Genomic DNA, 25,050 nt, shown 5'->3' with positions numbered 1-25,050 from the left:
TTTAGGTGCAGGAGTAGTTCGGGCCTGTGTCCTGGCGGTAGGTGGAGGTCATCTTGCCTCCGCCGCTGGAGTTGTCCTTGCGGGACATGGGCTCCATGTTATTGGCGTCGTTGTAGAAATCGTTGCGGGTGGGACGGTCGGAGTTGTAACCGGTCTTGTTCCAGTGGTCGACGACCGGGTGCAGATGCTCGTAGGTGAGCTGGTCCTTGCCGGCGGGTACGGGTTCCCCCTTGGAGTTGAACCAGGTGAGCTGGTCTCGCGGGATGCGCTGGCCGGCCTCCGGGTGGCCGGCGGGGAAGCGGGGAACACCGCCCTGCGTCTGGCCTTCGACCGTCCACGTGGTCGCCATGGCGTCGTGGGTCGACTGCCGGTAGCTGCTGGGGTACTCGGTGTCGCGGTTGTGGGTGGCCGGGCCGTTCGGGTTCGGGATGAAGCGGCCGTTCGGTCCCCGCTGCGGCATGAGTCCGAGGGGGTCTGCGACGGTGAGCGGGTTGTCGACGTAGGCGTAGTGGTTGGGGGCTGCCGTCAGCCCCAGTGGGTCAGGGGTGAGATAGCGGGCAGTCTGCGGGTCGTAGTGGCGGAAGTAGTTGTAGTTCCAACCGGTTTCGGCGTCGGCGTACTGGCCGGGGAACCGCAGGGGGCAGGTGTCCGCCGGCCCTTCGCCGACCGGCCGGCCCCAGGCGGTCGTACGCAGCCGCCACGTGATCCGCCCGTCAGGGGTGACCAGTTCCGTCGGGGCGCCCGAGACGTCGGTGACCACGGTGTGGAAGTCGCGGCGGCCGCCGGGGTGGACGACGGTCTGGGTGAGCGGCCGGTGCGTGCCGGAGTGGTAGTCCCATGCCGTGGCGGTGCCGTCGGCGGTCACCTGCTCCGCGAGCCGGGTGCCGTCCCAGGCGAAACGGGTCTCCTCGGCCGTGTGCCCGTCACTGGCGAGGCGGCGCTTGGTGGTGCGCCGGCCGGCCGCGTCGTACTCGTAAGTCCAGTGTGTGCCGTCGGCCAGCACGGCTTCGATGAGCTGGTCCGCCGTGTTCCACGTGAAACTGGCGGTGCGGGTCTGGCCGTTGAGGAGCCGCGTGGTGCGGCGCGCCAGCCGGCCGTCCTTGTCGTATGCGTAGGTGTGGCGTCCGCACCGCTCGATGCGGTTGCCGACGAAGGTGCGCTCCGTGCCCCCCGTTTCGTCGCCCGGGGTGTCGGCGTGGGTGACGTTGCCGGCGCTGTCGTAGGCATAGGTCTCGGTCCAGCCCTGGGCGCGCACGGCGGTGACCCTGCCGTCCGGAGCGAGTTCGAAGTGCCGGGAGCCGCCCGCCGAGTCCGTGATGCCGCGGAGGTGTCCGTCGGCGCGGTAGGCGTAGGCGCGGTGCTGGAGGGTGTCGGCACCGCGGGTGACGGCCTGGGAGCTGAGCCGGCCCGCGGTGTCCCACTCCTGGGACAGGACGAGGTCGGGGCCGATGAGCCGCTGCACCTCCCGGTCGGCGCTGTCGAAGGTGAAGCCCACCCGGTCACCCCCGGCGTCGAGGGCTACCGGGCGTCCCGCGGCGTCGTACGACCACGTGGAGAGCACCCCGCTCGGGGTGCTCCGGCCGGTGCGCCGTCCCAGGGCGTCGTAGGTCCAGGTCGTGGTGCGGCCGTTGACGTCCTCGGAGAGTTTGCGGCCGAGGACGTCGTAGGTCTGGGTGACGGTGGTGGTGGCGTTCGCGGACCGCAGCAGGCAGCCGGCCGGGTCGTACGCGAAGGTGGCGATGCCGTCGGCCGAGTGCTCCTCGACGGTGCGGCCCAGCTCATCGCGGATGAACACCGTGGTGTGGCCGGAGGCGTTGGTGCGGGCGGCGAGTTCACCGGTGGGGTCGGGCCGGTACTCCACGGTCCGGCCCTGGAAGTCGCTCTCCCGGACGAGCTGGCCGACCGCGTTGTATGTGTAGTCCCAGGTGTGGCCGCGCGGGTCGGTGACGGTGGTGAGCCGCAGCTCGGTGTCGTGCGCGAAGGTGTGGGTGGTCCCGTCGGGGGTGGTGCGGGTCAGGGGCAGCCCGAAGTGGGTGTAAGTGAACCGGGACACCTGACCGAGACGGTCGGTGTGGGCCACCAGGTTGCCCTCGCCGTCCCATTCCCATGCCTCGGTCGCGCCGTCGGCGAACTCCCGCCACGCCGGCTTGCCCTCCGCGGTCCAGCCGAAGCGCTCGGTACGCCCGCAGGCGTCGGTGTAGGAGCTGACCTGGCCGAACGCGTCGCGCTCGACGACGGTGGTGTGGCCCAGCGGATCGGTGACCGCCAGCGGAAGGCCGGCCGGGTCGCTCGCCACCGTGCGGGTATGGCCGAGCGCGTCGGTGACCGCGGACAGCCTTCCGCGGTCGTAGGCGAAGCTGGTGACGGCGCCGGCCGGATCCGTGGTGCGGACCTGGTTGCCGCGGGCGTCGTACTCGTGCCGCCAGGTCGCGCCGTCCACCTCGACGATCTCAACGGGCAGGCCCAGTGCGTTGTAGGCGGCATGGGTCGCGCGGCCGTCCGGGCGGCTGACGGCGGTGAGGTTGCCGTCGTCGTCGTAGGTGTAGCTGCTGGTGTGGCCGAGCTCGTCGGTGACCGCGGCGAGCAGGTCCGGGCCGGCCCAGGCGCGGTGGGTGCGGCGGCCCTCGGCGTTGGTCCAGCCGGTCAGGCGCCGCTGCTCGTCGTAGCGGTAGACGGTGGTGCGGCCGAGGGAGTCGGTGTAGCTGTTGGCGCGGTTGAGGGGGTCGTAGGCGAGGGTGCACGACAGGTAGCCGTCGGACCCGGTGCCCCGCATGCAGCGGTCGGCGTCGTCGTACTCCCAGCGGTACCAGCCGCCGTTGCGGTCGACGCGTTCGACGATGCGGCCGGACTCGTCGTAGTGGAAGCGCGTGGTGTGGCCGAGCGCGTCGGTGACGGCGGTGAGGTGGCCGTCGTCGTAGCCGTAGCGGCGCAGCACCGTGCCGGGAGAGCCGTCCTTGTCATACTCGTCGGACTCGGTACCGAGGAGGCGGAGGGCCACTATGCGGGCGCCGTCGGTGTCGACGGCGATGCGGTAGCCGCCGCTGTGCCGGATCTCGAAGGGGGTGCCGTCGTCATCGCGCCAGATGTCGACCCGGTGGCCGTTGCGGTCGGATATGGCCTCCAGGGGGAGGGTGATCCGGCCGGCCGCGGCCTCCTCCGGGGACACCGAGGCCGGCAGGAAGTGCAGGGTGTGCCCGGTGCCGCGGTCGGTGACGCGGATCTCGCCGGCCGGTGTTCCGTCCCAGCGCAGCTCGCGGCGGGGGCCGTGGTGGGGGAGGACGGCGGTGTCCGGGGCGGGCACGTCGTACGAGAGCAGCATGCCGTCGGCGGTGGCCAGGACGAGTCCCCGCTCGTCGGCCTCCAGGCGCTGGTCCAGGGTTGAGGCCCAGGAAGCGCCGAACCACCGACCGCAGCGGTAGGACGACAGGTGGGTGCGCTCGACGACGAGGTCGAGCAGGCCGGGCAGGCGTACGTCGGTCTCGGTGAGGATCATCTCGCCCGACACGAGGTCGATGGGGTCGCCGCCCTTGCAGCGGCCGCCCGCGGGCTTGGACGATCCCACCCCGTCCCGGTTCACCCCGTCCCGCAGCGACGAGGGGCCGGAGGAGTTCGGCCCACCGGATCCGGGGCCCTTCGGGGAGCCTTTGGGGCCCCTGCCCTCCGGTCCGGCCGACGGGTGGGGTGACGAGGAGGGCGCGGAGTGAGGGGCCTTGGGCATGTCACCGTGCCGGCCCTTGAGGATGTCGTCCATGGCCGACGCGTGTTTGGCGTCGGTTTCAGCGTGGTTCTTCGCCACCTGCCGCAGGCGGTCGCCGGTGTCGTGGTAAAGGTTCTTGACGGCCTTCCCGGCGTCCTCGCCCAGCGTCTTGCCGAGCCGCACCGCACCGTCCTCCAGCGCTTTGACGATACGGTTCGTCACGCGAAGCTCACCCCGCTCAGCTTGTTCGTGAACTCCGTGGCATGCGCCTCCATCGTCTCGGCGTGCTGGGTCAACGCCTGGGAGCGTGCGTGCAGTTCCTCGGGGTGGATGGAGAAGCTCTCTCCCGCGCCGCCGCCGGTGGGGACACCGAGTGCCTTGGCGGTGTTCTCGTATACGAGTCCGCTCACCGCCTTGCCGACCACGTCGACGAGCGGGGTGATGGCGGCCTCGATCACCTGGCCGATGACGTACTGCTCCAACTGCTGTTCCAGATAGCTTGTCGCCTTGCGGGCCGCCGCGATGATGCCGGCCTCCGCGACCTCTGCGAGGCCGAAGGTGACAGCCGCGGCGGCCTGGTCCGCGACGAACGTCACGGCGAGCGCGACCAGTTCGGCGATGGCCGCCGCCTTCATGGCCACGATGACACCGGCCGCGGCGTCCAGAGCGGTCGCCACCGTGTGGCACGCGGTTACCAGCTCGTTCATGTGGCTGGACGACATCTGACCCCACTTGGCCATGAGGGCGTTGTAGGAGGCGCCCTGATAGATCTCGGACAACTGCTCCACCGACGAGGTGGCATCCTGGTGGCACTGCTGGACGTTGTTGGCGAAGTCCCTTACATGGCCGCCGAATTCGCTGACCTTGTCCTCATTGACATTCGGCCAGTGGACGCCGATGAAGTCGAGAAACGACACCACCGCGTCGGGCAGTTCCAGTGCCATTGGGTCCCCCCAAATGAAATCTCTCAGCCCCGTTGTCGCAACGTATCGTCGCCGGATAAAGGCCGGGCAATCTGACGGTCAGTTTTGTCCCTGGTGCTGCGGAGGAGTTCGGTGCCGAGCACCCCCAGTCGATCGGCGACCGCTCGACGAGACGCCGGCTCACGGGACCCATGCCGACCAACGACCCGATGACAGCTACAGCCTGGTGTTCACGACGCGTAGTACGCGACTGGGACGCGACCTGATCAGTCACGTTGGCCTCAGGGGCAAGGTCTGGTAGCCCCCCGGAACCGTCAGTGGATCGCCAACCAACTCCGCTCCCCGCTCCGGGAGTTCAACCCATTCGGCCTCGACGCGTTCTCCGGATGGCAAGGCGGTCTGTGTCGCCCGGAGGCTCGCGAAATGCTGCGATGTGCGCCGACCCCAGGTCGGCGGCACGGCTCTCGTTCGCCCAGCTCCGCTCGGCGCTCAAGCCCACCGGCCGCCAACGCGGCCCAGGTGGTGGCACTGCACCTGGGACACGTCGGCGGCGAACGTCGTATCTGAAGCGGCGAGTCATCCGGTGGCCGCTCCCGGGGCCGATGCCAACGCTACGGCCACCAGCCCGGGTCCCGGACGCAGGCCGGCTGTCACGGTTGTCTCCATGTTCAGAAAGTCTGGGCGAACAACATCAGACGTTGGAACCTTCGTTTCGGGCCCGCCGTCCTGAGTCGTGCATGACCTTCCCCTCATGCTGCGATGACAGGAGACATCTCGTGGTTCAGGCCAGAAACCCGATGCGCCGACGCCGGTCCGCACATGTGGCGGCTGCTGCCCTCCTGGCCGGGGCAGTGGCTGTCGTGCTGACCCAGACTGTCACTCAGAGCAGCACCGGTCCCCGGCCCCAGCCCGCAGCCTCCGCCCCAGTGGACGGGAAGTGGCTCGGCCTGAACGGGGGGCGCCTGGTCTACGGTCACGATGCCCAGGGCAACCGCATCCCCGACTACTCCTATGCGGGCTACGAGGGCGGGGGCGTGCCGCTGCCGACGGTGCCCGTCCGGGTGGCCGTGCCGGCGCCGGGGGCGGGTGACGCCACCGCCCTCGTCCAGGCGGCCATCGACAAGGCGTCCGCGCTGCGACCGGACGCCCACGGGCTGCGCGGCGCCGTCCAACTGGCCCCGGGCAGCTACCACATCGCAGGGCAGTTGCACCTCAAGGCGAGCGGTGTGGTCCTGCGTGGTGCCGGAGTATCCCGTACGACGCTCGTCGCCGACACCGCGAGTGCCCGCACCCTGGTGACGATAGGCACCAAAGCCTCGTACACCACTGTCGGCACCCCGACGCCGGTCACCGACGCCTGTGTCCCCGTTGGCGCGCGGGAGGTGACGGTAGCCGATACCAGCGGGCTCAAGGCGGGCGACGAGGTCGTGGTGGAACGTCCGACCACTCAGGCGTGGATCGACGCGATAGGCATGCATGGCATTTTCACGCCGAACTGGATCCTGCGCTTCGAGCGGAAGATCACCGCCGTCCACGGCAAGCGCCTCACGCTGGACGTGCCGCTGACCAACGCGCTGGAGAAGCAGTACACGCACGCCAGCGTTTACCGCTATACGTTCACGCGTATCGACCATGTGGGCCTGGAGAACCTGAGCCTGGACGGCCAGGCAATGGCGGCGGCTCCGGACTACGCCAAGTCCTTCTACAACGCAGCCCCTTGGGAGTTCCACGCCGTCCAGGACTCCTGGATCACGAACGTCACCTGGCGTCATTTCGGCGGCAGCGGCCAGACCGCGCTCGGCCCGCAGTCGCGCCGCATCTCCGTCGTACACACCCAGGCCCTGGACATGATCACCACCGGCAGCTCCGCCCGGTCCGAGGCATATCTCCTCCAGGGCCAGCAGAACCTCGTGCAGAACTGCGCGGTGACCGCCACCGAGGTCCACGCCTTCACCACCTACGGCCGCCAGGCGGGCCCGAACGTCTTCGCCGACTGCAAGGCAACCCTGGTCCAGGACACCTACGACGCCGGCGGCCACCAGCGCTGGGGCAGCGGCACCCTGTACGACAACGTCACCCTCGACGGCTCACTGCTGCTGGTCAACAACGGCAGCCGGGGCGGCGGCCACGGCTGGTCCGACGCCAACAGCACCGCCTACAACTGCTCCACCCGGAGCTACATGGTGCAAGAACCCCCCACCGCCCACAACTGGGCCATCGGCTGCACTGGCACTCTCCAAAAGGGCAGTGATGGCCAGGTCCAGCCCCCCGGCACCCACACCCTCCCCACCAGTCTCTACACCCAGCAACTCCAAGACCGCGGTCTCTCCCCTACCGCCGCGCACACCACGCGTGCAGGCAGCTCTTGAACCGTGCGGCAACACCTTCCCCCCGGCCCCGTGGGCCTTGGCACCCGGCCCGACGGGACCCGTATCGGCGTGAACGACAAGACAGGCCCGGTGCTGCCGAGCGACATCAGCCAGGCGCTGTGATGCTGCGCCCCCGTAACGGACGTAGCGAGGTGTGTGCACTCATCGTGGGCCCCGAACCCCGTACTCGCCTTGAGCAGGTGACGCCTACAGCGCACAGCGCACTACCTGGACATTCCGTTCCGTGTCGGCTCCTCTCGACGCGAGGGGCCGCACGTGACCCACGTCCCCGGCGTCCGCCGGCCCGTGTCGGCTCAGGGCGCTTGGGGACGCTGCACGGGGCAGGGCCTTCGAGACGTAGAGAGCACCACCAGGGGTGGGCCAACGACAGGACTCGCACCGAGTAGTTACGGCATGGCCGTGAGTGGTCAAGGTCGAAGCGTGTGGGGTAATGGGCCGGCCGTTGGGTGGGCCAGGGGAGCTCGCCGCTCGCCGAGCTTGCACGCCCTCGGCGCCAATAGCCCTGGTCCGCCCACGCCTCCTTTGCCCGTGGCTGACCTGACACTGGGGCTGAGAAAGTGGCGCGGTCTGCGGAGCATGGGGGCGCCTCCAGGCAGGCGGGGATGTGGCGTACGCAACGCCTCGTGTGCACTCGTGGCGCAGATCGACGGAGAGGACAGGGGCAGTCTCAGGCCAGTCCCACGACCGCCGGGATCGGATGACGGATGGGGCAGGCCGTCGACAGGTCGAGGCTGTCAAGCGCACAACGCTCCGCTGGGGGCAGTCATCAGACATGTCGTCACCGAACGGATCGCGTGTCGCGACGCGGACGTGTGTGTCGAACAGGATCAGACTGGAGCACCGGTTCCGGGCGTCCACGACGCGAAGGATCGCGCCGGAGCCGTCACCGAGCAGCACTCACCCCACTGAGGGGCCGCTGACCCGGCGCCCAACTCCAGTATGAAAGTCGGTGGCGACAATGGCTGAGCAGTCCACCGTCCGTAGCGTGACCTACGATCTGCTGCGGACCCTGAAGCTCACCACGGTTTTCGGCAATCCCGGCTCCACGGAACAGCCCTTCCTACAGGATTTCCCCGAGGACTTCACCTACGTCCTGGCGTTGCAGGAGGCGTCCGTCCTCGCGATGGCCGACACCTTCGCCCAGGTGACCCGCCGCCCCGCACTGGTCAACGTGCACTCCTCGGCCGGACTGGGGAACGCCGTCGGCAACCTGGTGGCGGCCTACCACGGCAACACGCCCTGGCGGAGAAGCTGCGTGCTTCCGTCTACGGCGCCCCGCTGCTGGACCGCGCCTCCTTCCCCGAGGACCATCCCCTCTTCGGCGGCCCGCTCGGCATGTCGGTGAAGACCATCAGCGACCGGTTGGCGGGACACGATCTGGTGGTCGTGATCGGCGCGGAGGTGTTCCGGTACTACCCCTACGTGCCCGGCGACTACCTCCCCGAAGGCACGGAGCTCCTGCAGATCACCGGCGATCCGTCCGTTGCCGCGGCGGCGCGGGTGGGCGACAGCCTCCTGGGAGATCCCACGACGGCGATCGAACTGCTCGGGGACATGGTCGCCGAGGGAGCGACCCGGGTCACTCCGGAGCCGATGGCGCGGCCCCACAAGCTGCCCCAGACGCCCAACAGGCCGCTCACGCCACCGGAGGTCTATGCCGCCCTCAGCAGGGTTCGGCCACCTGAAGCGGTCATCGTCAACGAATCGACCTCCACCATGGAGCAGCAGGTCGAGTGGCTTCCCACGGTCCGGACCGGATCGTTCTTCGCCACGGCCAGCGGAGGGATCGGCTGGGGCACCCCGGCAGCGGTCGGAGTCGCACTCGGCGACCGGGGCAGGGGCGTCGAACGGCCGGTGGTCGGCCTGATCGGCGACGGCTCCTTCCAGTACTCCGTGCAGGCCATCTGGACCGCGGCCCAGCACCACCTCCCGATCGTCTACGTGGTCATGCGCAACCACGAGTACTCCATCCTGAAGTCGTTCGCCGTGTTGGAGGAGACTCCGGGAGTGCCGGGACTCGACCTGCCCGGGATCGACGTCGCCTCCGTGGCCCGTGGCTTCGGATGCCGTGCGGTCGACGTGGAAACCACTCAGGACCTGGAGCGGGAGTTCAGTTCGGCTCTGACCGCCGGCACCACCACGGTCATCGTGGTGCCCACGCAACCCCAGAAGGCGATGTTGTAGGCCATGCGTTCCGCGATGCCTTCAAGTGGCTGGACGGGGTGGTCATCAGCGTCGGCGGGCCTGACCGAACCGACCGGGTACGCGAGCTCGACGCGCGGACCGGCGACGCCGCCACGAGCGTGCGACCGCCGGCATCTCTCGGCGCTGTGACTTGGGCACCCGGTTCATTCGTGCTCTGTCACACGACCTCTCCACCAGGCGTCGGTCGGCGGTGCGGCGAGGTACGGGCAACCGCCCGTCCGCACCGGGCGCCCGACGGGGCCGACCTCGGCGATCTTGTATCCGTTCGGGTAACTGCGTTTGGCGGCCGGATCGATGACGGACAGAGGCGTGCTGCGGGGAGGCAGCGCGCGTACGGCGATCGCTCGCGATCGGAGTATCACCTCGACGGCGGCGTGTGCGGCCGGGTGGGGCCTTGGCAGTGCGAGCGGTGCCCGGACGTGCTCGGGAGCGGGGGGTCGAACGGTGTACGTGAGCCGGCAAGCGGCAGTAGGGGCAGCAAGTCCTTGGCCAGGCGGTCGCGGTGGGACATGGCCACCCGATGCCCGCCCGGGCTGAAGGCGAAGCACTCGGTCTCGTAGGCGTCCAGGAAGCTCACCATGTCCGCGCGGGACATGCGCGGTCAGGCCGTGGGCCGTGCAGGAGTGACCGTATGGCGTCGTCTGCGGTACGGCGAACACTCTGAGGTCGTCACGGACACGTCATGCCCTGGGGCGGCGCCTGACGCTCCGCCCCGGTATGTGCGCGGCCGGCCGCCGTCGGGGCCGTTGCGGCACGTCAGCGCGGGGCAATGCGCAGGATGCCGGTGATGGTGCCTTCGTAGACGACGCCTCCGGGGGCGATGGTGCCCACCTGCTGGAGGGTGTCGTAGGGCTCACCTGCTCCCAGGGGCACGGTGCGGGTGACCTTGCCGGTGCCGGGGTCGATCTGGGCGTAGGCGAACCGGTCTTGGGGTGAGGGAGTCTTCGAGCCCGGGGCAGCCGGTTCGCGCAGCACAGTGTGGATGCGGTGGTCGCCCAGGGAGAGCCGGGGCATGGCGGCTGAGCGGACGGTGTTGTCCCACTTCAGGTCGCAGTCCTTCCCGTCGTTCCGGACGTCGACCCGGCTCATGCCGCCGGTGAAGTCGGCCGACGGTGGCACGCTCGGCCCGGAGCCCGGTGGTAGCGCGGGGTAGCGGTAGCCGTACGTACTGGCCACGTACACCGAACGCCCCGCGCCGATGGGCGAGTTCTCGCTGCCGCTGCCGCCTGCCTTCAACACCGGGATCTTGCAGACCTGCCGGCCGTCGCCGGTGCGGTAGACGAGGAGGTTCACGGTGGGGGCGGCGTTGTCGACGAGGGTGACGTAGTCGGTGCCGGTGCGCGGGCCAAAGAAGGTCGGTGTGGATCCGGTGCCCCAGCTCAGCTGCCCCGGCTTGCGGCCCGGCCCGCGATCGTAGGCTTGCCGCCAGCGCACGTGCGGGGTGCCGTCGGCAGAGGCGGCCAGCAGATACGTCGCGTACGTCGTGGAGACCAACGTCCCTTGCGGGGCGGTGGAGATGCTGTTGGCGATCTGCTCACCGGCCGGCAGGGCAAGGGCCTTGACCACCCCGGTGCGGTCGTCGGCGGTTCCGATGACGCCGTTTCCGGTGGCGAACCACACCCGCCCGTGCCAGTCCGGGGACAAGCCCACCACCCCGTCGCCCGCCGGGACGGCTCCGGCCAGGGACAGTGAGTGGTCCACGTACAGATGCCAGGAGCCGTCCGCGTTCTTGCGGTGGGCGATGCGCAACAGGTCGTGGTTGCCGTCGACGACCACGAGGCGGTCGCGGTTGTCGAGGTATGCGTAGACGCTGCCGAGCAACGAGCCTTTGGTCAGGGGAAGTTGGGCGAGTGAGTCACCGGTGTACGGGTCCAGGAGGTGCACCGTGGGGATCTGGCCGGCGTGCGTCGTGCACAGGGCGACGGGGTGGCCGTCGGCTCCGTCGAGCACGGTCGGGCAGGCGGCGGACAGTGTGGCGAGGTGTGCGGTGAGGGGGCCGGTGCCGGGACCGGGCAGGCGGGTGCTGTCCGAGGAGCCGGTGTCGGCGTGCATGGTGGCGGTGCCGTCCGGGCCCGCGTACGGGTTGTGCGGGGGCAGCGGCACCCCGCGCCCGGGGCAGGCGGCGGCCGAGACCGCGCCCATGGAGAGGAAGACGGTGGCCGCGACGGCGGCGGCGCGCGAAGCGAACACGGTACGCATGAGGACTCCTGTCCTACGCAGCGGAGAGCGTACGGGAGCTCCCCGACGGAAGTGGGTTGGCCCCGCGCTCACCGATGAGGGGCCCGGGTGGAGTGGTGCGCGGCGGGTGGACCAGGGGGATCGAGCGGTCTGGCCGGTGCTGCCCATCTGCCCGTAAGGGCATTCGCAGGCATACCGCCTCGTTCTGTACCGGCGCGTCATTCAGTGGACGAGGCGGCGGGCGACGCGCAGGGACCCGACGTTCACAGTGGCGCCCTGGGCGCGGGCACGGACCAGGACGCCCACGGTCCGCACGGTGATCATGGCCAGGACCATGAGGACGAACGCGGTGCCGTAGGCGGCCGCGGGGATGTGGTGCTGGATCGAGAACGTCGCCAGGGCGTGGGTGAACCAGTGGGTGGAGCCGTAGGCGAAGCCGAGGCGCAGCACCATCGCGAGTGTCCAGAGCGCGGCGTACGGCCAGCCGGCCACGGTCACCAGGCGCGAGTCGGCTGGGTCCTGGTGGACCTTGATGAGTGCGACCGAGGCCAGCCCGAACAGCAGCCCGGCGGCGAGCCCACCCGCCTCGATCAGCCGGGCCGTGCTCCCGGAGGGGATGTCGCGCAGGTACTTGAAGCCGACGCCCGCAACGATCGCGACGGGCAGCAACAGCCGCTTGGCGTCGGGGCGGCGGGTGCCGAGCTGGGTGGCGAGGATCGCGACGAACAGACCGGTGTAGAGCAGGTAGTCGCTGACGCTCATGGTGTCCTCCAGGAAGAGTGACCGCTCATCTACATCTCCGAAGATGCATCCAATGGAATGTATCTGTCAAGATGGATTCATCGAGATGCATATGCCGAGATGTATCTTGGCGGGATGGAGATGAGCGACCTGTACCAGCTCGGCCGACGCCTCGCCGAGATCGCCCTCGAAGACATGGGCGCCAACGAACTCGGCTTGGCCCCAGGTGAGTTCCTCGTCCTGCAAGACCTCTTCCTCAACGGCCGCAGCGCCATCAAGGACATCGCGCAGCGCACCGGCTTGGCCCAGAGCCGCGTCTCCACCAGCGTCCGCACCTTCACCGAACGGGGCTGGGCCGCTACCTCGGCCGATCCCGACGACGGCCGCAAGACCCTCGTCGACCTCACCGACGACGTCCGCGCCACCGGCGGCAAACGCCGGGCCTCGCGCGCCGACAGGACCCTCACCGCGGCCCTCGCCGCTGCGGACGAGGACGAGCGGGCTGCCCTCACAGCAGCCCTTGCCCGCCTGTACCAGCTCCTTGTGGCCGACCAGGCCCCCCACCGCTTCCCCGCCCCGTCCTCCGGCCCGCCGGTCCGGAAGGGGCGGCGGCGGGCTTGACCGAGGGCCTGGGCCATCCGCATTGTCAGGGCAGTCGGAGCCTGAGGCGGGCGATGGTGACCAGGTCTCGGTGGTGGCGGGCGTGTTGGTCGTAGCGGGTGGGCGGGGCCTTGCTGTGCTTGAGCCGGTTGAAGCGGCGTTCGATGACGTTGCGGTGTCGGCCGGCCGTCTGGTCGACGCTGGCGACGGCATCGCAGTGCTGCTGGACGTGAGCCGACAAGACGGTCTTTGTCAGCGGTCACATCATTACGGGACCGCCGGCAGAAGGAGAGGCGAGCCGAGGTACTGAACTGCGAGCAGTGCTACTTCCAAGTCGGTGCGGCGTTCATGGAGTGGGTGCCCCATGGCCTCTTCGGCATCGGGTTCTTGGCGGTGGAGTTCGTCGAGGCACCACTGCAAGTATCGGCAGTGACCGATTCGGTAGGCCCTGATGAGCGCGCTGATGGGAACATTGCGCTGGGCCAGCCGTCGCGCATAATCCAATGCCGACGCCGGCCCCTCAACATTCTCCAGCGGCATGTCGTTCTCAAAGACGTGCAGCATTGTGGAGATGTTTTCCTCGACACCCGCTTTGAGAATGTTGAGGATTATCTCGTCGCCTCTTAGCTGTGGGATTTCGGCGAGAATGCGCTCCCACGCGTCTCGGCTGACTTCCGAGATGTGCGCCGCAACGTTCGACGCCACGACCGATAGGCGTTTCGTGACAACGCGGCTGCCCCCGGCCATGTCACCACCCTAAGTGCTGGTGTGGACCGCTGCCATCCGGCACTCCCGGGCAAAGGTCCTCAACGGTGTTTCTCAGTGGAGGCATTGGCAGTGTGCGCCAGGGCGGACAGGCGCTTGGCAGTGGACGCGCGGCCTTTCCATGGCCCGCTCCTTTCTGTGCCAGGACGGTCACCACGCGTGTATTGGGTTGTGCGCACAAATCCCTTGAGAAAGTTCGTATTCTGCGCCTGATGGCTCCTTTTTCACTTTCTCCTAGCCTGGGTCGAGGGGGCTACGGAAGGGTACGAAGCGAAATCCGAAAAGGAGCGTCGGACGGATGAACGCGAAACGCCAGGACACGATGATGCCCGTCGACATCATCACCGTCGGCCCCGGGAACGGGCATCCGGTCGTCCAGCCCCCCGTGCTGGGTGGCCCCGAGTACACGGACTACTACCTGCTGAACGATCTGCTCACGGACGAGCAGCAGGCACTGCGTCGCCGGGTACGTGACTTCATGGACCGGGAAGTCATCCCGATCATCAACCCCTACTGGGAGCGTGCGGAGTTCCCCCACGAACTGGTCCCCAAGCTGGCGCAGCTGGGTATCACGGGTTTCCAGATCCCGGGCTACGGCTGTCCGGGGATGAGCAATGTGACGGCCGGGATCGTGATACTCGAACTCGCCCGCGGCGATCTGAGTATCTCCACCTTCTCCGGTGTGCACTCGGCGCTGGCCATGATGTCGATCGCGCTACTCGGCTCAGAGGAGCAGAGGCAACGCTTCCTGCCGCCGATGGCGCGCCTGGAGAAGATCGGCGCCTTCGGTCTGACCGAACCCGCTCACGGAACGGACGTGGTCAAGCTGGAGACGACCGCGCACCAGGACGGCGGGTCGTACGTGCTCAACGGCCACAAGCGGTGGATCGGCAACGCGACGTTCGCGGACTACGTGATCGTCTGGGCTCGCGGCGACGACGGGCATGTCGGCGGGTACGTGGTCGAGAAGGGCACGCCGGGGTTCGACGCCCAGTTCATCGCGGGCAAGACGGCCCTGCGCTGTGTGCAGAACGCGCAGATCTCCCTCGAAGACGTCCGTGTGCCCGCCGAGAACAGGCTGGCCGAGTCCCACACTTTCCGCGACACCGAGAAGGTCCTGATGGCCTCACGATTCTGTGTGGCCTGGGAATCCATCGGCGCCGCGATGGCCGGCTACGAGACCGCCCTCGCCTACGCCAAGCAGCGCAAGCAGTTCGGGACGCCGCTGGCGGCCTTCCAGCTCATCCAGTACCGGCTGGCGCGGATGCTGGCGGACATCACCGACATGGTGTGCATGCAGTACCGGCTCAGCCAGTTGATGGACGAGGGCAAGTTCTCGATGCCGCGGGTCGCGCTGGCCAAGATGCACTACACGGAACGCGCACGAGCCATCCTCGCCGACGCCCGCGACATGCTCGGCGGCAACGGCATCCTGCTCGACTACAACGTGGCTCGGCATCTGTGCGACATCGAGGCCATCGACACCTACGAGGGCACCGACACGGTGCAGGCACTGATCGTCGGCCGCGACATCACCGGACTCAGCGCCTTCGTCCCCACGCCTCCCGGCCAGTGATATCCGCGCCGCCCGGCTCCCTGGGCGGCCCACAGGCAGACAGCGCCGCGAAGGAGGGCAACGACACCCGGACGGACATCCGGCGGAAGAGGAACCAGCCATGGAGAACACGCCCTTGCTGGAGGGACTGCACGTCGTCGATCTGGCCAGCTTCATCGCCGGACCAGCCGCAGCCACCGTGCTCGGTGACTTCGGGGCCGACGTCGTCAAGGTCGAACCGCCACACACCGGCGACAGCTACCGTGCCCTCAGCCGAGTACCCCCCAACCCCCACGTCGACGGGGTCAACTACCCCTGGCAACTGGACAGCCGCAACAAGCGCAGCATCGAGCTCAACCTGAAGTCGCCCGGCGCCCGGCCCGTACTTGAGCGGCTGGTGAGGTGGGCCGACGTCCTGGTCACCAACTTCCCGCCCCACACCCGGGCCGAGCTGGGCCTGGAATACGACGATCTGGCCCCCCTCAACCCCCGGCTGATCTACGCCGACGTCACCGGCTTCGGCGAGCAGGGCCCTGAAGCCCACCTGCCCGGCTTCGACGTCACAGCGTTCTGGGCACGCAGCGGCCTGATGGACGTCACCCGCCAACGCGGCGCACCCCCGACCATGAACGCGTTCGGCTCCGGCGACCACCCCACCGCGATCAGCCTGTTCGCCGGCATCATGACCGCCCTCTACCGGCGCGAGAAGACCGGTCAGGGCGCACGCGTCACCGCGTCCCTGATCGCCGAAGGCGCCTGGGCGGCCAGCATGTGGCTGCAGGCCGTCCTGCTCGGCGCGAAAACCCCCCACCCCCTCGACCGCTCCGACCCACCAAACGCCCTGGCCAACGCGTACCGCACCGCGGACGACCGCTGGATCCTGCTCGCATTCGCCAACGAAGACAAGCAAGTCCCCCTCTTCCTCAAGGCCATCGGCCACCCCGAGGCCGCCGAGGACCCCCGCTTCCACGACACCGCCAGCCGGCGCGCCCACGCCTCCGAGATCGTCGACCTGCTGGACAAGCGGTTCGCCACCCGTCCGCTGGCCGAATGGCGCGAGGTACTCGACGCCGCCGGCCTCACCTACGGAGTCGTCCAGACACTCCAAGAATGCGCCCACGACCCCCAACTCCTGGCCAACCAGATCCTCGTGCCGATCGACGACGGCAGCAGCGAGCCACACCTGACCGTCAACAGCCCCGTGCACCTGGACCAGGAGCAGAAGGTCCCCCCATGCCCGGCACCCGACCTGGGTGAACACACCGAAGCTGTCCTCATGGAACTCGGCTTCGACGCCGACGACATCGAGTCCCTGCGGACCGCCGAAGCGATCCCGCACTAGCGATGAACCGAAACCGACAGCACCGACACCACGCGACGAGCACCTCGGCACCGCGGACGAAGAGCCCTGTGCCCTCAGCGGTCAACGTCCCACCTTGCACAGGGAAGACAAGGAATCACCACCATGCCCACCATCGACGCCCCCACCGTGCATACCGGAGAACACGACGGCATCCTCGTGATCACCATCGACCGGCCGAAGGTACCCAACGCCGTCGACGGCGCCACCGCACGGGCGTTGGCTGACGCGTTCGACCAACTCGACGCCCGCGATGACCTGGTAGTCGGCGTGCTCACCGGCGCCGGCGGCACCTTCAGCGCAGGCATGGACCTCAAGGCGTACGCGGCCGGAGACACCCCCGTCATACCCGGGCGTGGCTTCGCGGGCCTCACCCGCTCCCAACCCCGCACCCCGCTCATCGCGGCCGTCGAGGGCTGGGCCCTGGGCGGCGGCACCGAGATGGCACTCGCCTGCGACCTGATCGTGGCCGCCCAGAACGCCACCTTCGGCCTCACCGAGGTCACCTTCGGCCTCGTCCCCCCTGAAGGGGGCATCGTGCGCCTGCCCGAACGCATCCCCCGCAACATCGCCCTGGAAATCCTCCTCACCGGCGAACCCCTGCCCGCCGCACGAGCCGAACAGCTCGGCCTCGTCAACCACCTCACCCCACCCGGCCAGGCCCTCGACAAGGCCCTGGAACTCGCGCACCGAATCGCGCGCAACGCCCCGCTGTCCATCGCCGCCGTCAAACGCGCGGTCAACGAGCGGACCGCCTACCGCGACCAGGACGCCTTCCGCCAGCAGGACCAGCTCGTCGCACCGGTCCTCGCCTCCCACGACGCACAGGAAGGAGCGTACGCCTTCGCCGAAAAGCGCTCGCCTCACTGGGAAGGCCGCTGAACCGGCCCCCGGTGGGCCCTCGTGGCGCGCGCCCGCCGCAGCCCCCCAGCCGACTCGTTCCACGGCCGACCGGGGCCACCGATCCGCACACCACGCAGAACTCAGGTCCGACCATGCGCATCCAAGACGTGCGACAACAACTGACCACCCCGCTGGACGCCCCAGCCTTCCCTCCCGGTCCCTACCGCTTCACCGACCGGGAGTACCTCACCATCACCTACCGCACCGACCCCAGGCCCCTGGAGTGCCTGGTCCCCGAGCCCCTTCACGTCGCCGAACCGACCGTGCGCTTCGAGGTCATGCGGATGCCCGACACCACCGGGCTGGGCGACTACACCGAGGCCGGCCAGGTGCTCTCCGTCGACTACGAAGGCGAGCGAGGCGAATACAACCTCGCGATGTACGTGAACGGCTTCCCCGCCATCGCCAGCGGCCGCGAGATCAGCGCCTTCCCCAAGAAACTCGGCGCCCCGTCGCTCACCATCGACTCCGACACCCTGGTCGGCACCCTCGACTACGGCTCACTACGAGTGGCCACCGCCATCATGGGCTACAAGCACGCCCCACTGGACGCGAACCAAGCACGCGACGAGATCTGCGCCCCCACCTTCATGCTGAAACTCCTGCCCGGATACGACGGCAGACCACGCATCTGCGAACTCGTCCGCACCCAGATCACCGACATCACCGTCAAAGGCGCCTGGACCGGCCCCGCCCCACTCCAGCTCTTCCAGCACGCCCTGGCCCCTCTGGCCGACCTGCCCGTCCTGGAAATCCTCTCGGCCCGCCACGTCCTCACCGACCTCACCCTCGCACCCCCCGAGGTCGTCCACGACTACCTCAACCACTGACCCCGTCACCGTCAACGACCCACTCCCCGACGCCGAGAGGCAAGTACGAGACCAACTGCGCGACATCACCCCGGCACTGAGCGCGCTCGGCCTGCCCACCACGGGCCTCACCCGCAACCTGCGCTTCGAACCCGACCTCCGCACAACCGTCGCCAACACCGACGTCGTCCAGGAAAACGGCCCCGAACGCCTCGACTTGAAACAGGACCTCTTTGCCCGCATCGAGCAAGCCACCCGCCCCGACACGCTGCTGCTCACCTCGACCTCGGGCATCCGCGCCACCGACATCGCCGAAGCGATGAAACAGCCGGACGGCTCGTCGTCGGCCACCCCTTCAACCCGCCGCACCTCGTCCCGCTCGTAGAGGTCGTCCCCGGCGAGAAGACCGATCCGGCCGCCGTCGAGCGAGCCGTCGCCTTCTACGCCGCACTCGGCAAGAAGCCACAGGTCCTGCGCAAAGAGGTGCCAGGATTCGTCGCCAACCGATTGCAGGCGGCACTCTTCCGCGAGGCAATCAACCTCGTCACCCAAGGAGTGGTGACCGAGTCGCAACTCGATGACATCGTCACCTCCTCCATCGGCCTGCGCTGGGCCGTCGAAGGCCCCTTCCGCACCTTCGCCCTCGGCGGCGGCCCCGGCGGCCTGCCGCACTTCCTGGAACACCTCGGCTCCAGCCTGCAGAGCCTGTGGGACGACCTCGGCACCCCCACCTTCGACGACCCCACCGTCAAACTCCTCTCCCAGCAGGCCGTCAGCGACGAGCCGATCGACACGCTGGCAGCCGAACGCGACGAAGCGCAGATCAAAGTGATGCGCGCGCTGGGCGAGGCTCGGTTCCACGCTTCGGCGTGAGCCCGGTACAACGGTTCAGCTGTCGCACCATCCCCCACTCGTGCTGGATGCAAGAATGCGGCTCAGCAGCGGCAGATGGCTGGAACGTGGTGAACCCCTGTATCCCACCGGCCCGCCTGGACCACCGCAGGACCGGCCCAGGCGGCCCGCTCCACGCGGCCGGTGTGACCTCCTTCGACGGACGAAGGGCCAGCCGCCGACCTCCCGGTCACGGCCGGCTGTTCTATGGACGGTACCCCTATTCCACGTGAGTCCAGGAGGGCACGGATGCGTCGTGTGCCTGGCCATGACTGGACTGGCCCCGGTGGCCCGTCCGGCGGCTACTTCGCCGGCGGCGGGCCCGTCTCCTGGTAGCCCGGCACGCTTGCGGCGTTGTCGATGTTGTCCTCGACCCAGGTGCGCAGGGAGCGCAGCGGCACGGCTGCGCTGTGGCCGAGGGCGGTCAGGGCGTACTCCACGTGCAGGGGGACGGCGGGATAGACGGTGCGGTCGACGAGCCCCGCGTCCTCCAGGCGTCGCAGGGTCTGGGTGAGCACCTTGGGGCTTACCCCTTGCAGGAGGCGTTGCAGAGCGCCGAAACGCTGTGGGCCGTCTTCCAGGGCTCCGATGGCCAGGGCTGACCACTTGTTGGCCAGCAGGTCCAGCATGGCGCGGCAGGGGCACTGGGCCGCGTAGACGTCGTGGTGGGCGTGCTGCCCGGTGTGGCAGTCCGTGGTCACGTGGAACGCTCCTCAACAGCATGCTTCCCATCGGGAAGTAGGTTCCCTTGATGGTAACTACCTCCCTGGGGATACGGTCAACCCCGTTGAGCCGAGGGCCGATACACGGCATTTCGGCAGGTTTCATGTATGTGATTCAAGGGAGTTGACTCATGTCCTCGATGCGCGCGGTGGTGCAGCATGCCTTCGGCGGCCCGGACGTCCTGCGGGTGGAGGAGGTGCCTCGGCCCGTGCCGCTTCCGACCGAGGTCCTGGTACGGGTGCACGCCGCAGGGATCAACCCGGTCGACTGGAAGACCCGGGGCGGCGGCGCCATGGCCGGGGTGCTCGGCGAGCCGCCGTTCACCCTGGGCTGGGACGTCTCCGGCGTCGTGGAGGAGGTCGGCTTCGGCGTGACCACCCTCAAGGCCGGCGACGAGGTCTACGGGATGCCGTGGTTCCCCCGCGCGGCCGGCGGCTACGCCGAGTACGTCACCGCCCCCGCCCGCCAGTTCGCCCGCAAGCCTGCGAGCCTCAGCCACGAGCAGGCCGCCGCCGTACCGCTGGCAGCGCTCACCGCCTGGCAGGTCCTGGTGGACACCGCCGACGTCCGGCCCGGCCAGCGCGTGCTGATCCACGCCGCCGCCGGAGGCGTCGGACACTTCGCCGTCCAGTTCGCCAAGCACCTGGGCGCCCACGTCACCGGCACCGCCAGCAGCCCCCGCCACGACTGGCTCACCGCACTCGGCGCCGACGAACTCGTCGACTACACCACCGTCCGCTTCGAGGACGCCGCCAAGGACATCGACGTGGTCCTCGACCTCGTCGGCGACGCACACGACAACACCAGCATCCGCTCGCTCGACGTGCTGCGCCCCGGCGGACTGATCGTCGCGATCCCCACCGGCGTCTCGCCCGAACTCCTCCACGCGGCCCAGTCCCGCGGGCTGCGCACCAGTCCCTTCCTGGTCGAACCCGACGGCCCGGCCCTGACCCGCATCGCCGAACTCATCGACGCCGGCGAGGTGAGCGTGGAGGTCGAGGAGGTCTACCCGCTGGAGCAGGCCGCCCAGGCCCACACCCGCGGTGAGAGCGACCGCACCCGCGGCAAGCTCGTCCTGCGCGTCGCCTCCTGACCCGGTTCACTCGCCGCCCACACCATCTGGCCGCAGCAGGTGACTGGTACACGTCGGACCCGGCTACCCGACCACCACACCGACCTGGTCGCAGGGCAGACACGGTCAGGGTGCACCACACACAGCCGCAAAGACCGGCCACCGAGCACCACCGATCCCACGATGTGAGGGAATCCGCCATGTTCTACGAGCTTCGGCGCTACCAGACCCGGCTCGGCCGCCGGGACGAATGGGTCCGCTACATGGAAGAAGTCGTCATCCCGTTCCAGACGACGAAGGGGATGATAGTCACCGCCTCCCTCATCGACGAGGAGGACCAGGACGGTTACCTCTGGATCCGTCGGTTCGACGACGAGGCACGGCGCGAGGAACTGTATGCCGCCGTCTACGAAAGCGACCGCTGGCGAGACGAGATCCGCCCCGTCGTGCAGCAACTGCTGATCCCGGAGAAGTCCGTGATCACCCGCGCGGTCCCGACAGCACTTTCCGTGCTCCGCTGACACCAGGACCCGCCCCGTGCTCCACCGCAGAACCGGTACTCACCCCAACAAACAACCCCCTCACCAGAGAAGGTCCTGATGAATACCGCAACGCAAGCGAAGTCCCTGCCCGCAGCCTCGATCACCCTCTCCGCCGCCACCGCCCTCATCGATGCGGTGCGCACGGCCGCCGAGGAGATCGGGTTCGAGGTGGCCGTCGCGGTCGCAGACGCCGGCGGCCACTTGAAGGCGTTCGAGCGTGCCGACGACGCACCCTTCCTGGCTGCCGAGGTCGCCGTCGACAAGGCGTGGACGGCAGCCTCCTACCGCATCGCGACCCACGTCTGGAACTCCTACGTCGCCAACCCCCAGGTCGCCCCTCTCATGCACCACCCCAGGCTGATGGCCGTCGGCGGTGGCTACCCGGTGATCGAGGACGGCAAGGTCATCGGCGGTCTCGGCATCTCCGGCGGCAGCTACGAGCAGGACCAGCAGGCCGCAGAAACCGCGCTCAGCTCGCTCGGCTTCGCAATCCCGGCCTGAAACAGCCACCGCGCCGGAGCGGGCAGCGCCCAGCACACCGTCCCTCGTGTGCCCTCCATCGCACCGACCGGCGTGATGACCGGCCGAACTCCCAGAGGCCCGGGGCCTTCGGGACTTCCACCAGCCGCTCGCCAATACGGCGAAGGTCTTCTCGGGGCAATCAATCCGCCGGCGAGCAACCCCGCACCGAATATGCCCTCGCTGTGGCCCGCCAGGAGCAAGCGAGCCTGGTGGGCTACGCCCGCCTGGCACTCGACCCGCACGCCCAAAAGGCCGCCACCATCGGCTTTGCCCTGCACCCGGACACCTGGGGAGCGGGCCTTGGCACCGAAACCGTGCACCTGATGTGCGCCCTCGGCTTCAACCACCTTGGCCTGCACCGCGTCTGGGCCGCCCGCGCTCCGCTGAACGCTGCCTCCGCCAAGACCCTGCTACGCGCCGGCATGACGGAGGAAGGCCGCATCCGGGAGCACGTATTCGTACGAGGAGCGTGGAGGGACTCGATCACGTACTCAATCCTCGATCACGAATGGCGGGAGTCAGACGGATCCGCGGAGGCCAACGGATGACACTCACCGCATCGTGACCCAGCGCAGAGCGCGCCGCTTGCTCGTGACTGAGGCATGCGGCCAGTGAGACCGTGTTTGGCTGCCCAGCGCATCCAACAGTGGGAGGCGGATGCCAGCGACGAAACGAGCGATTCGTCACTGTCGACCGCCGTGTCAGCGGTGGGTTCCGCGATGGCTGTTCCTCCGCAGCCGTCTCGATCGGGTGGGGGCATATGTAGTTGCGGATTATTTTTCCTGACCTGCGTTGCTTGTACTTGTGTCCGACGAGTCCGCGCTGGCATTTGTGGCATCGAAGGATTCAGGAGAGAAGGTATTTGTTGACTGGTGCGGTGCCTGATTCGCCGGGTTTGATTCCGGCATTCTGGCGGCGGTGCTGCCATTCGAACTGGACCTGTGACCAGAGTTTGGGGGTGACGAGGGGCTCCCATGTCCCCAGCAGAGGGCGTCCTTCGTCGTCGAAGAGAACGAGGGGCCAGCCGTCCCCGGCCGTGGCAGTCTCCACTCGGTGCCTTCCGGCGTAGGAGACCATGCCCGTATAGCGTGGATTGCACAGCATCGTGGACGACCGTGTGCGGGCGGCAGGAGGCTCGATCCCCTCGGAGTCGAATGCCTTGGCGATGCTGTAAGCCGATTCACCCGACAGGAATTTCTGGAAGATTCGGACGACGGCTTCGGCCTCTTCCGAGACAAGCCGCCCTTTGTTCTCGCCTTTGCGGACCCAGCTGCAGGCGATGGGGCCCTGGGTGAGTCCGTTCTGCGCGGCGGAGAGGTGCTGGCGGGCGACGCGGCGGGCGGTGTCCTCGGAGGACTTGAGCGCCATCACGCACATCATGCGGGCCATGTGGCGGTCGCTGTCGTTGATGAGGTTCATGCGGCCTCCGGTGGCGCCGGTGGCGGGACGTTTGACGTATTCGACGATGTCGATGAGGTCTTCGAGGTCCCGCGGCTGTCGGACGAGCCGGGCGAGGTCGTAGAAGGTGACTCCGTCGATGACGCCGTGTGCGAGGTCGGCGAGGAGTTGGTGAAACTGTGGTCGCAGGACGATCCAGTCGATGGAACCGTCGAGCTTGATGACCTTGCGCTTTTTGAACGCCGAGGTGTTGTTCTCCCGGTAGATCTTCGCGAAGGGGCCCCAGCGTAGGCGGGTGCGGCCGTCTTCGGCGTCTTTAAGCTGTCGGTCGATGCCGGCTTCGAGGCCGAAGCGGTCGGAGGAGATGCGGAGATAGGCGCCGGGTCGCTTCGGAACGTACGAGGCCAGGTGGTCGTGGAGGTTCAGGGTGATCTGTCCGCCGCGGGCGTGTGCGGGGACTTCGAAGTCCTCCCAGGCGGCGCTGAGGGCGGTTGCTGGCGTGGTGTCGGCTCCTGGTGCTCGATGGCTCCGATACCGGGCACTGTCCGTCGAACCCCGCGACTGGGCGATGCCGCGGATCCCCCGTAGAATCCGCGCCCCCTCAGATGGATACTGATCACCATGCGAGTTGACTTCAATCCTGCCGAGATGCCCCGCAATGACTTCTACAAGCTGTTGACTGCCACGGTCGTGCCGCGGCCCATCGCCTGGGTGTCGACCGTGACCCAGGAGGGGACGGCGAATCTTGCCCCGCATTCCTTCTTCAGCATCGCCAGCGTGAAGCCGCCCGTGGTGCAATTCAGTTCCGTCGGCCGCAAGGACACCCTGCGGAACATCGAGGCCACCGGCGAATTCGTGGTCAACTTCACGCCGGAGGAGCTTTTTGAGCAGATCAATGACACGGCTACGGACTTTCCGCGTGGGGTGAGCGAGTTCGAGGCGGCCGCGATCGAATCCGAGCCGAGCCTCCGGGTGAAGCCGCCGAGGGTCGCCGCCTCGCCTGTGGCATTGGAGTGTGAACTGCACAGCACGTTGCGGATCGGTGACGGGACCGTGGTGTTCGGGCGCGTCGTGCATGCCGTGGTTTCGGACGACGTCCTGGTCGACGGGCACCCGGAGATCAGCAAGCTGCGCCCGCTGTCGCGGCTCGGGAAGAACGAGTGGGGGACGGTCAGCGGCGTTCGCGACCTCGCTCGCATCCGGCACGAGGACTGGCAGGGTCCTGCGGCCGACCGTTAGCCGAGACCTGCTCGCCGGTAGGGAGTAACCCGGTGCTCGGGGAGGCGCGGGCGAGGGTTTCGCGTCAGTTCATTTCGGGGGAGTTCCGGAGCTTCGGAGGATGCGGGAGCGTGGTCCGCGACGGTTGTCCGGGGCGGTCGAGGGCGACTGCTGAAGAAGGCAGCCGGTAATCGGCGGTCGCGAGTCGGGAGTGACTGGTGGACGGTTGGGCTGCTGGACGGACGGAATCCGGACCGGGTTCACTTGCCGGGCACTATGTGTCCGGCGGGGATGATGCCGCTCCCGGGCGCGAATTACCTCCGTTTTGTGGTTCCGCCGGGGCCTGCGAAACCCCAGGGGAATTCGGGAAATCTGCGGACTCCGGAGACTTCCGCGAGCGGGCTTCCGGCACGGCGTTCAGCCGGCGGGCTGTGTTGCGCGGAGCGGCCGCCACGGCGGTAGCCGGATCTGCTGTGGCAGCGGCAGCGGCAGCGGCGGCGTACGGGAGTGAGACCGCGTACGCCGCTGACGCCGCCGTCGCTGACGACAGCGGGCGGT

At 68.6% G+C, this 25,050-nt stretch carries 22 protein-coding genes and 2 pseudogenes; 15 read left to right on the top strand and 9 right to left on the bottom strand.

The features are described from left to right. Position 1: 1 nt before the first annotated feature. Together ACFVT2_RS13190 and ACFVT2_RS13185 are read right to left on the bottom strand one after the other, a co-directional pair. Positions 2–3,919: a DUF6531 domain-containing protein gene (locus tag ACFVT2_RS13190; protein WP_390016157.1), complete on the bottom strand. Its 3,918-nt coding sequence runs from the start codon at positions 3,917–3,919 to the stop codon at positions 2–4. After that, positions 3,916–4,641 (bottom strand): WXG100 family type VII secretion target, encoded by a 726-nt coding sequence (locus ACFVT2_RS13185; RefSeq protein ID WP_390016154.1) that lies wholly within the window; start codon positions 4,639–4,641, stop codon positions 3,916–3,918. The genes ACFVT2_RS13190 and ACFVT2_RS13185 overlap by 4 nt, the downstream gene beginning before the upstream one ends. A 905-nt stretch (positions 4,642–5,546) precedes the next feature. Between ACFVT2_RS13185 and ACFVT2_RS13180 the strand changes: the two genes are divergently transcribed. The 3 genes from ACFVT2_RS13180 (at position 5,547) to ACFVT2_RS13170 (ending at position 9,194) form a co-directional block, all read left to right on the top strand. Then, entirely contained in the window at positions 5,547–6,989 is a 1,443-nt protein-coding gene (locus ACFVT2_RS13180) for a peptidoglycan-binding protein (RefSeq protein ID WP_390016151.1), read from the top strand. Between the two features lie 1,006 nt (positions 6,990–7,995). Then, positions 7,996–8,355 (top strand): thiamine pyrophosphate-binding protein, encoded by a 360-nt coding sequence (locus ACFVT2_RS13175; protein WP_390016148.1) that lies wholly within the window; start codon positions 7,996–7,998, stop codon positions 8,353–8,355. Next, complete coding sequence (locus ACFVT2_RS13170) at positions 8,250–9,194, top strand: thiamine pyrophosphate-dependent enzyme (RefSeq protein WP_390016485.1); 945 nt, start codon at positions 8,250–8,252, stop codon at positions 9,192–9,194. Before ACFVT2_RS13175 ends, ACFVT2_RS13170 begins: the two co-directional genes overlap by 106 nt. A gap of 379 nt (positions 9,195–9,573) precedes the next feature. Here ACFVT2_RS13170 and ACFVT2_RS13165 read toward each other — a convergent pair whose 3' ends face one another. From ACFVT2_RS13165 to ACFVT2_RS13155, 3 genes are all read right to left on the bottom strand, one after another. Next, complete coding sequence (locus ACFVT2_RS13165) at positions 9,574–9,810, bottom strand: hypothetical protein (protein WP_390016146.1); 237 nt, start codon at positions 9,808–9,810, stop codon at positions 9,574–9,576. Positions 9,811–9,971: 161 nt separating this feature from the next. Further along, positions 9,972–11,414, bottom strand: coding sequence for a hypothetical protein (locus tag ACFVT2_RS13160; RefSeq protein ID WP_390016143.1), 1,443 nt, complete (start codon positions 11,412–11,414; stop codon positions 9,972–9,974). A gap of 201 nt (positions 11,415–11,615) precedes the next feature. Continuing rightward, the gene (locus tag ACFVT2_RS13155; protein ID WP_390016141.1) at positions 11,616–12,155 is read right to left on the bottom strand and encodes a hypothetical protein; all 540 of its coding nucleotides are present in this window, start codon (positions 12,153–12,155) and stop codon (positions 11,616–11,618) included. Between the two features lie 114 nt (positions 12,156–12,269). Between ACFVT2_RS13155 and ACFVT2_RS13150 the strand changes: the two genes are divergently transcribed. Then, entirely contained in the window at positions 12,270–12,755 is a 486-nt protein-coding gene (locus tag ACFVT2_RS13150; RefSeq protein ID WP_390016139.1) for a MarR family winged helix-turn-helix transcriptional regulator, read from the top strand. A 25-nt stretch (positions 12,756–12,780) separates the two neighbouring features. On the opposite strand, the pseudogene ACFVT2_RS13145 reads toward ACFVT2_RS13150, so the two are convergent. Both ACFVT2_RS13145 and ACFVT2_RS13140 read right to left on the bottom strand, forming a co-directional pair. Next, positions 12,781–12,924 (bottom strand): annotated as a pseudogene (locus tag ACFVT2_RS13145) (IS5/IS1182 family transposase); the annotation flags it as partial. Positions 12,925–13,001: 77 nt separating this feature from the next. Further along, positions 13,002–13,481 carry a hypothetical protein gene (locus ACFVT2_RS13140; RefSeq protein WP_390016136.1) on the bottom strand — a complete coding sequence of 160 codons (480 nt, stop codon included), beginning with the start codon at positions 13,479–13,481 and terminating at the stop codon, positions 13,002–13,004. Positions 13,482–13,797: 316 nt separating this feature from the next. Between ACFVT2_RS13140 and ACFVT2_RS13135 the strand changes: the two genes are divergently transcribed. The 6 genes and pseudogenes from ACFVT2_RS13135 (at position 13,798) to ACFVT2_RS13110 (ending at position 18,999) form a co-directional block, all read left to right on the top strand. Further along, positions 13,798–15,075, top strand: coding sequence for an acyl-CoA dehydrogenase family protein (locus ACFVT2_RS13135; RefSeq protein WP_390016134.1), 1,278 nt, complete (start codon positions 13,798–13,800; stop codon positions 15,073–15,075). Positions 15,076–15,175: 100 nt separating this feature from the next. Further along, on the top strand, positions 15,176–16,396 hold the full coding sequence (locus ACFVT2_RS13130) for a CaiB/BaiF CoA transferase family protein (RefSeq protein ID WP_390016131.1): 1,221 nt from the start codon (positions 15,176–15,178) through the stop codon (positions 16,394–16,396). A 123-nt stretch (positions 16,397–16,519) separates the two neighbouring features. Beyond that, entirely contained in the window at positions 16,520–17,296 is a 777-nt protein-coding gene (locus tag ACFVT2_RS13125; RefSeq protein ID WP_390016129.1) for a crotonase/enoyl-CoA hydratase family protein, read from the top strand. 113 nt (positions 17,297–17,409) lie between these two features. Then, a complete protein-coding gene (locus ACFVT2_RS13120; protein WP_390016127.1) occupies positions 17,410–18,147 on the top strand; it encodes an acetoacetate decarboxylase in 738 nt (245 codons plus the stop codon). A gap of 55 nt (positions 18,148–18,202) precedes the next feature. Beyond that, positions 18,203–18,546 (top strand): annotated as a pseudogene (locus tag ACFVT2_RS13115) (3-hydroxyacyl-CoA dehydrogenase NAD-binding domain-containing protein); the annotation flags it as partial. Between the two features lie 63 nt (positions 18,547–18,609). Then, positions 18,610–18,999 (top strand): 3-hydroxyacyl-CoA dehydrogenase family protein, encoded by a 390-nt coding sequence (locus ACFVT2_RS13110; RefSeq protein WP_390016482.1) that lies wholly within the window; start codon positions 18,610–18,612, stop codon positions 18,997–18,999. Between the two features lie 320 nt (positions 19,000–19,319). Here the strand turns inward: ACFVT2_RS13110 and ACFVT2_RS13105 are convergent, their stop codons facing one another. Next, positions 19,320–19,718 carry a winged helix-turn-helix transcriptional regulator gene (locus ACFVT2_RS13105; RefSeq protein ID WP_390016124.1) on the bottom strand — a complete coding sequence of 133 codons (399 nt, stop codon included), beginning with the start codon at positions 19,716–19,718 and terminating at the stop codon, positions 19,320–19,322. Between the two features lie 152 nt (positions 19,719–19,870). Here ACFVT2_RS13105 and ACFVT2_RS13100 point away from each other — a divergent pair, with 152 nt between their 5' ends. The 4 genes from ACFVT2_RS13100 to ACFVT2_RS13085 all read left to right on the top strand — a co-directional run bounded on the left by ACFVT2_RS13100 (position 19,871) and on the right by ACFVT2_RS13085 (position 22,424). Beyond that, positions 19,871–20,833 carry an NADP-dependent oxidoreductase gene (locus tag ACFVT2_RS13100; RefSeq protein ID WP_390016121.1) on the top strand — a complete coding sequence of 321 codons (963 nt, stop codon included), beginning with the start codon at positions 19,871–19,873 and terminating at the stop codon, positions 20,831–20,833. Between the two features lie 179 nt (positions 20,834–21,012). After that, a complete protein-coding gene (locus ACFVT2_RS13095; protein WP_390016119.1) occupies positions 21,013–21,333 on the top strand; it encodes an NIPSNAP family protein in 321 nt (106 codons plus the stop codon). Between the two features lie 78 nt (positions 21,334–21,411). Beyond that, positions 21,412–21,855: a heme-binding protein gene (locus tag ACFVT2_RS13090; RefSeq protein WP_390016116.1), complete on the top strand. Its 444-nt coding sequence runs from the start codon at positions 21,412–21,414 to the stop codon at positions 21,853–21,855. Next, a complete protein-coding gene (locus ACFVT2_RS13085) occupies positions 21,852–22,424 on the top strand; it encodes a GNAT family N-acetyltransferase (RefSeq protein ID WP_390016479.1) in 573 nt (190 codons plus the stop codon). The genes ACFVT2_RS13090 and ACFVT2_RS13085 overlap by 4 nt, the downstream gene beginning before the upstream one ends. A gap of 298 nt (positions 22,425–22,722) precedes the next feature. Here ACFVT2_RS13085 and ACFVT2_RS13080 read toward each other — a convergent pair whose 3' ends face one another. Continuing rightward, complete coding sequence (locus tag ACFVT2_RS13080) at positions 22,723–24,030, bottom strand: recombinase family protein (RefSeq protein ID WP_390016113.1); 1,308 nt, start codon at positions 24,028–24,030, stop codon at positions 22,723–22,725. Here ACFVT2_RS13080 and ACFVT2_RS13075 point away from each other — a divergent pair. Continuing rightward, a complete protein-coding gene (locus ACFVT2_RS13075) occupies positions 23,923–24,513 on the top strand; it encodes a flavin reductase family protein (protein ID WP_390016110.1) in 591 nt (196 codons plus the stop codon). The two genes, ACFVT2_RS13080 and ACFVT2_RS13075, sit on opposite strands and share 108 nt — an antisense overlap. Positions 24,514–25,050: the final 537 nt, after the last annotated feature.

The sequence above is a fragment of the Streptomyces sp. NPDC058000 genome (genome assembly GCF_042886435.1).
Classification (GTDB): domain Bacteria; phylum Actinomycetota; class Actinomycetes; order Streptomycetales; family Streptomycetaceae; genus Streptomyces.
Note: the sequence above shows the minus strand (reverse complement) of the source record. Positions and strands in the feature narration are given on the sequence as shown.

What these genes read in the sequence shown, in the direction of transcription:
- ACFVT2_RS13080 (WP_390016113.1), bottom strand. Translation starts at nt 24,030, where the DNA reads ATGCGGGGCAAGATTCGCCGTCCCCTCCTGGGTCACGGTCGACACCCA.
- ACFVT2_RS13160 (WP_390016143.1), bottom strand. Translation starts at nt 11,414, where the DNA reads ATGCGTACCGTGTTCGCTTCGCGCGCCGCCGCCGTCGCGGCCACCGTC.
- ACFVT2_RS13090 (WP_390016116.1), top strand. Translation starts at nt 21,412, where the DNA reads ATGAATACCGCAACGCAAGCGAAGTCCCTGCCCGCAGCCTCGATCACC.
- ACFVT2_RS13135 (WP_390016134.1), top strand. Translation starts at nt 13,798, where the DNA reads ATGAACGCGAAACGCCAGGACACGATGATGCCCGTCGACATCATCACC.
- ACFVT2_RS13155 (WP_390016141.1), bottom strand. Translation starts at nt 12,155, where the DNA reads ATGAGCGTCAGCGACTACCTGCTCTACACCGGTCTGTTCGTCGCGATC.
- ACFVT2_RS13100 (WP_390016121.1), top strand. Translation starts at nt 19,871, where the DNA reads ATGTCCTCGATGCGCGCGGTGGTGCAGCATGCCTTCGGCGGCCCGGAC.
- ACFVT2_RS13125 (WP_390016129.1), top strand. Translation starts at nt 16,520, where the DNA reads ATGCCCACCATCGACGCCCCCACCGTGCATACCGGAGAACACGACGGC.
- ACFVT2_RS13140 (WP_390016136.1), bottom strand. Translation starts at nt 13,481, where the DNA reads ATGGCCGGGGGCAGCCGCGTTGTCACGAAACGCCTATCGGTCGTGGCG.
- ACFVT2_RS13150 (WP_390016139.1), top strand. Translation starts at nt 12,270, where the DNA reads ATGGAGATGAGCGACCTGTACCAGCTCGGCCGACGCCTCGCCGAGATC.
- ACFVT2_RS13185 (WP_390016154.1), bottom strand. Translation starts at nt 4,641, where the DNA reads ATGGCACTGGAACTGCCCGACGCGGTGGTGTCGTTTCTCGACTTCATC.
- ACFVT2_RS13075 (WP_390016110.1), top strand. Translation starts at nt 23,923, where the DNA reads ATGCCCCGCAATGACTTCTACAAGCTGTTGACTGCCACGGTCGTGCCG.
- ACFVT2_RS13130 (WP_390016131.1), top strand. Translation starts at nt 15,176, where the DNA reads ATGGAGAACACGCCCTTGCTGGAGGGACTGCACGTCGTCGATCTGGCC.
- ACFVT2_RS13165 (WP_390016146.1), bottom strand. Translation starts at nt 9,810, where the DNA reads ATGTCCCGCGCGGACATGGTGAGCTTCCTGGACGCCTACGAGACCGAG.
- ACFVT2_RS13095 (WP_390016119.1), top strand. Translation starts at nt 21,013, where the DNA reads ATGTTCTACGAGCTTCGGCGCTACCAGACCCGGCTCGGCCGCCGGGAC.
- ACFVT2_RS13120 (WP_390016127.1), top strand. Translation starts at nt 17,410, where the DNA reads ATGCGCATCCAAGACGTGCGACAACAACTGACCACCCCGCTGGACGCC.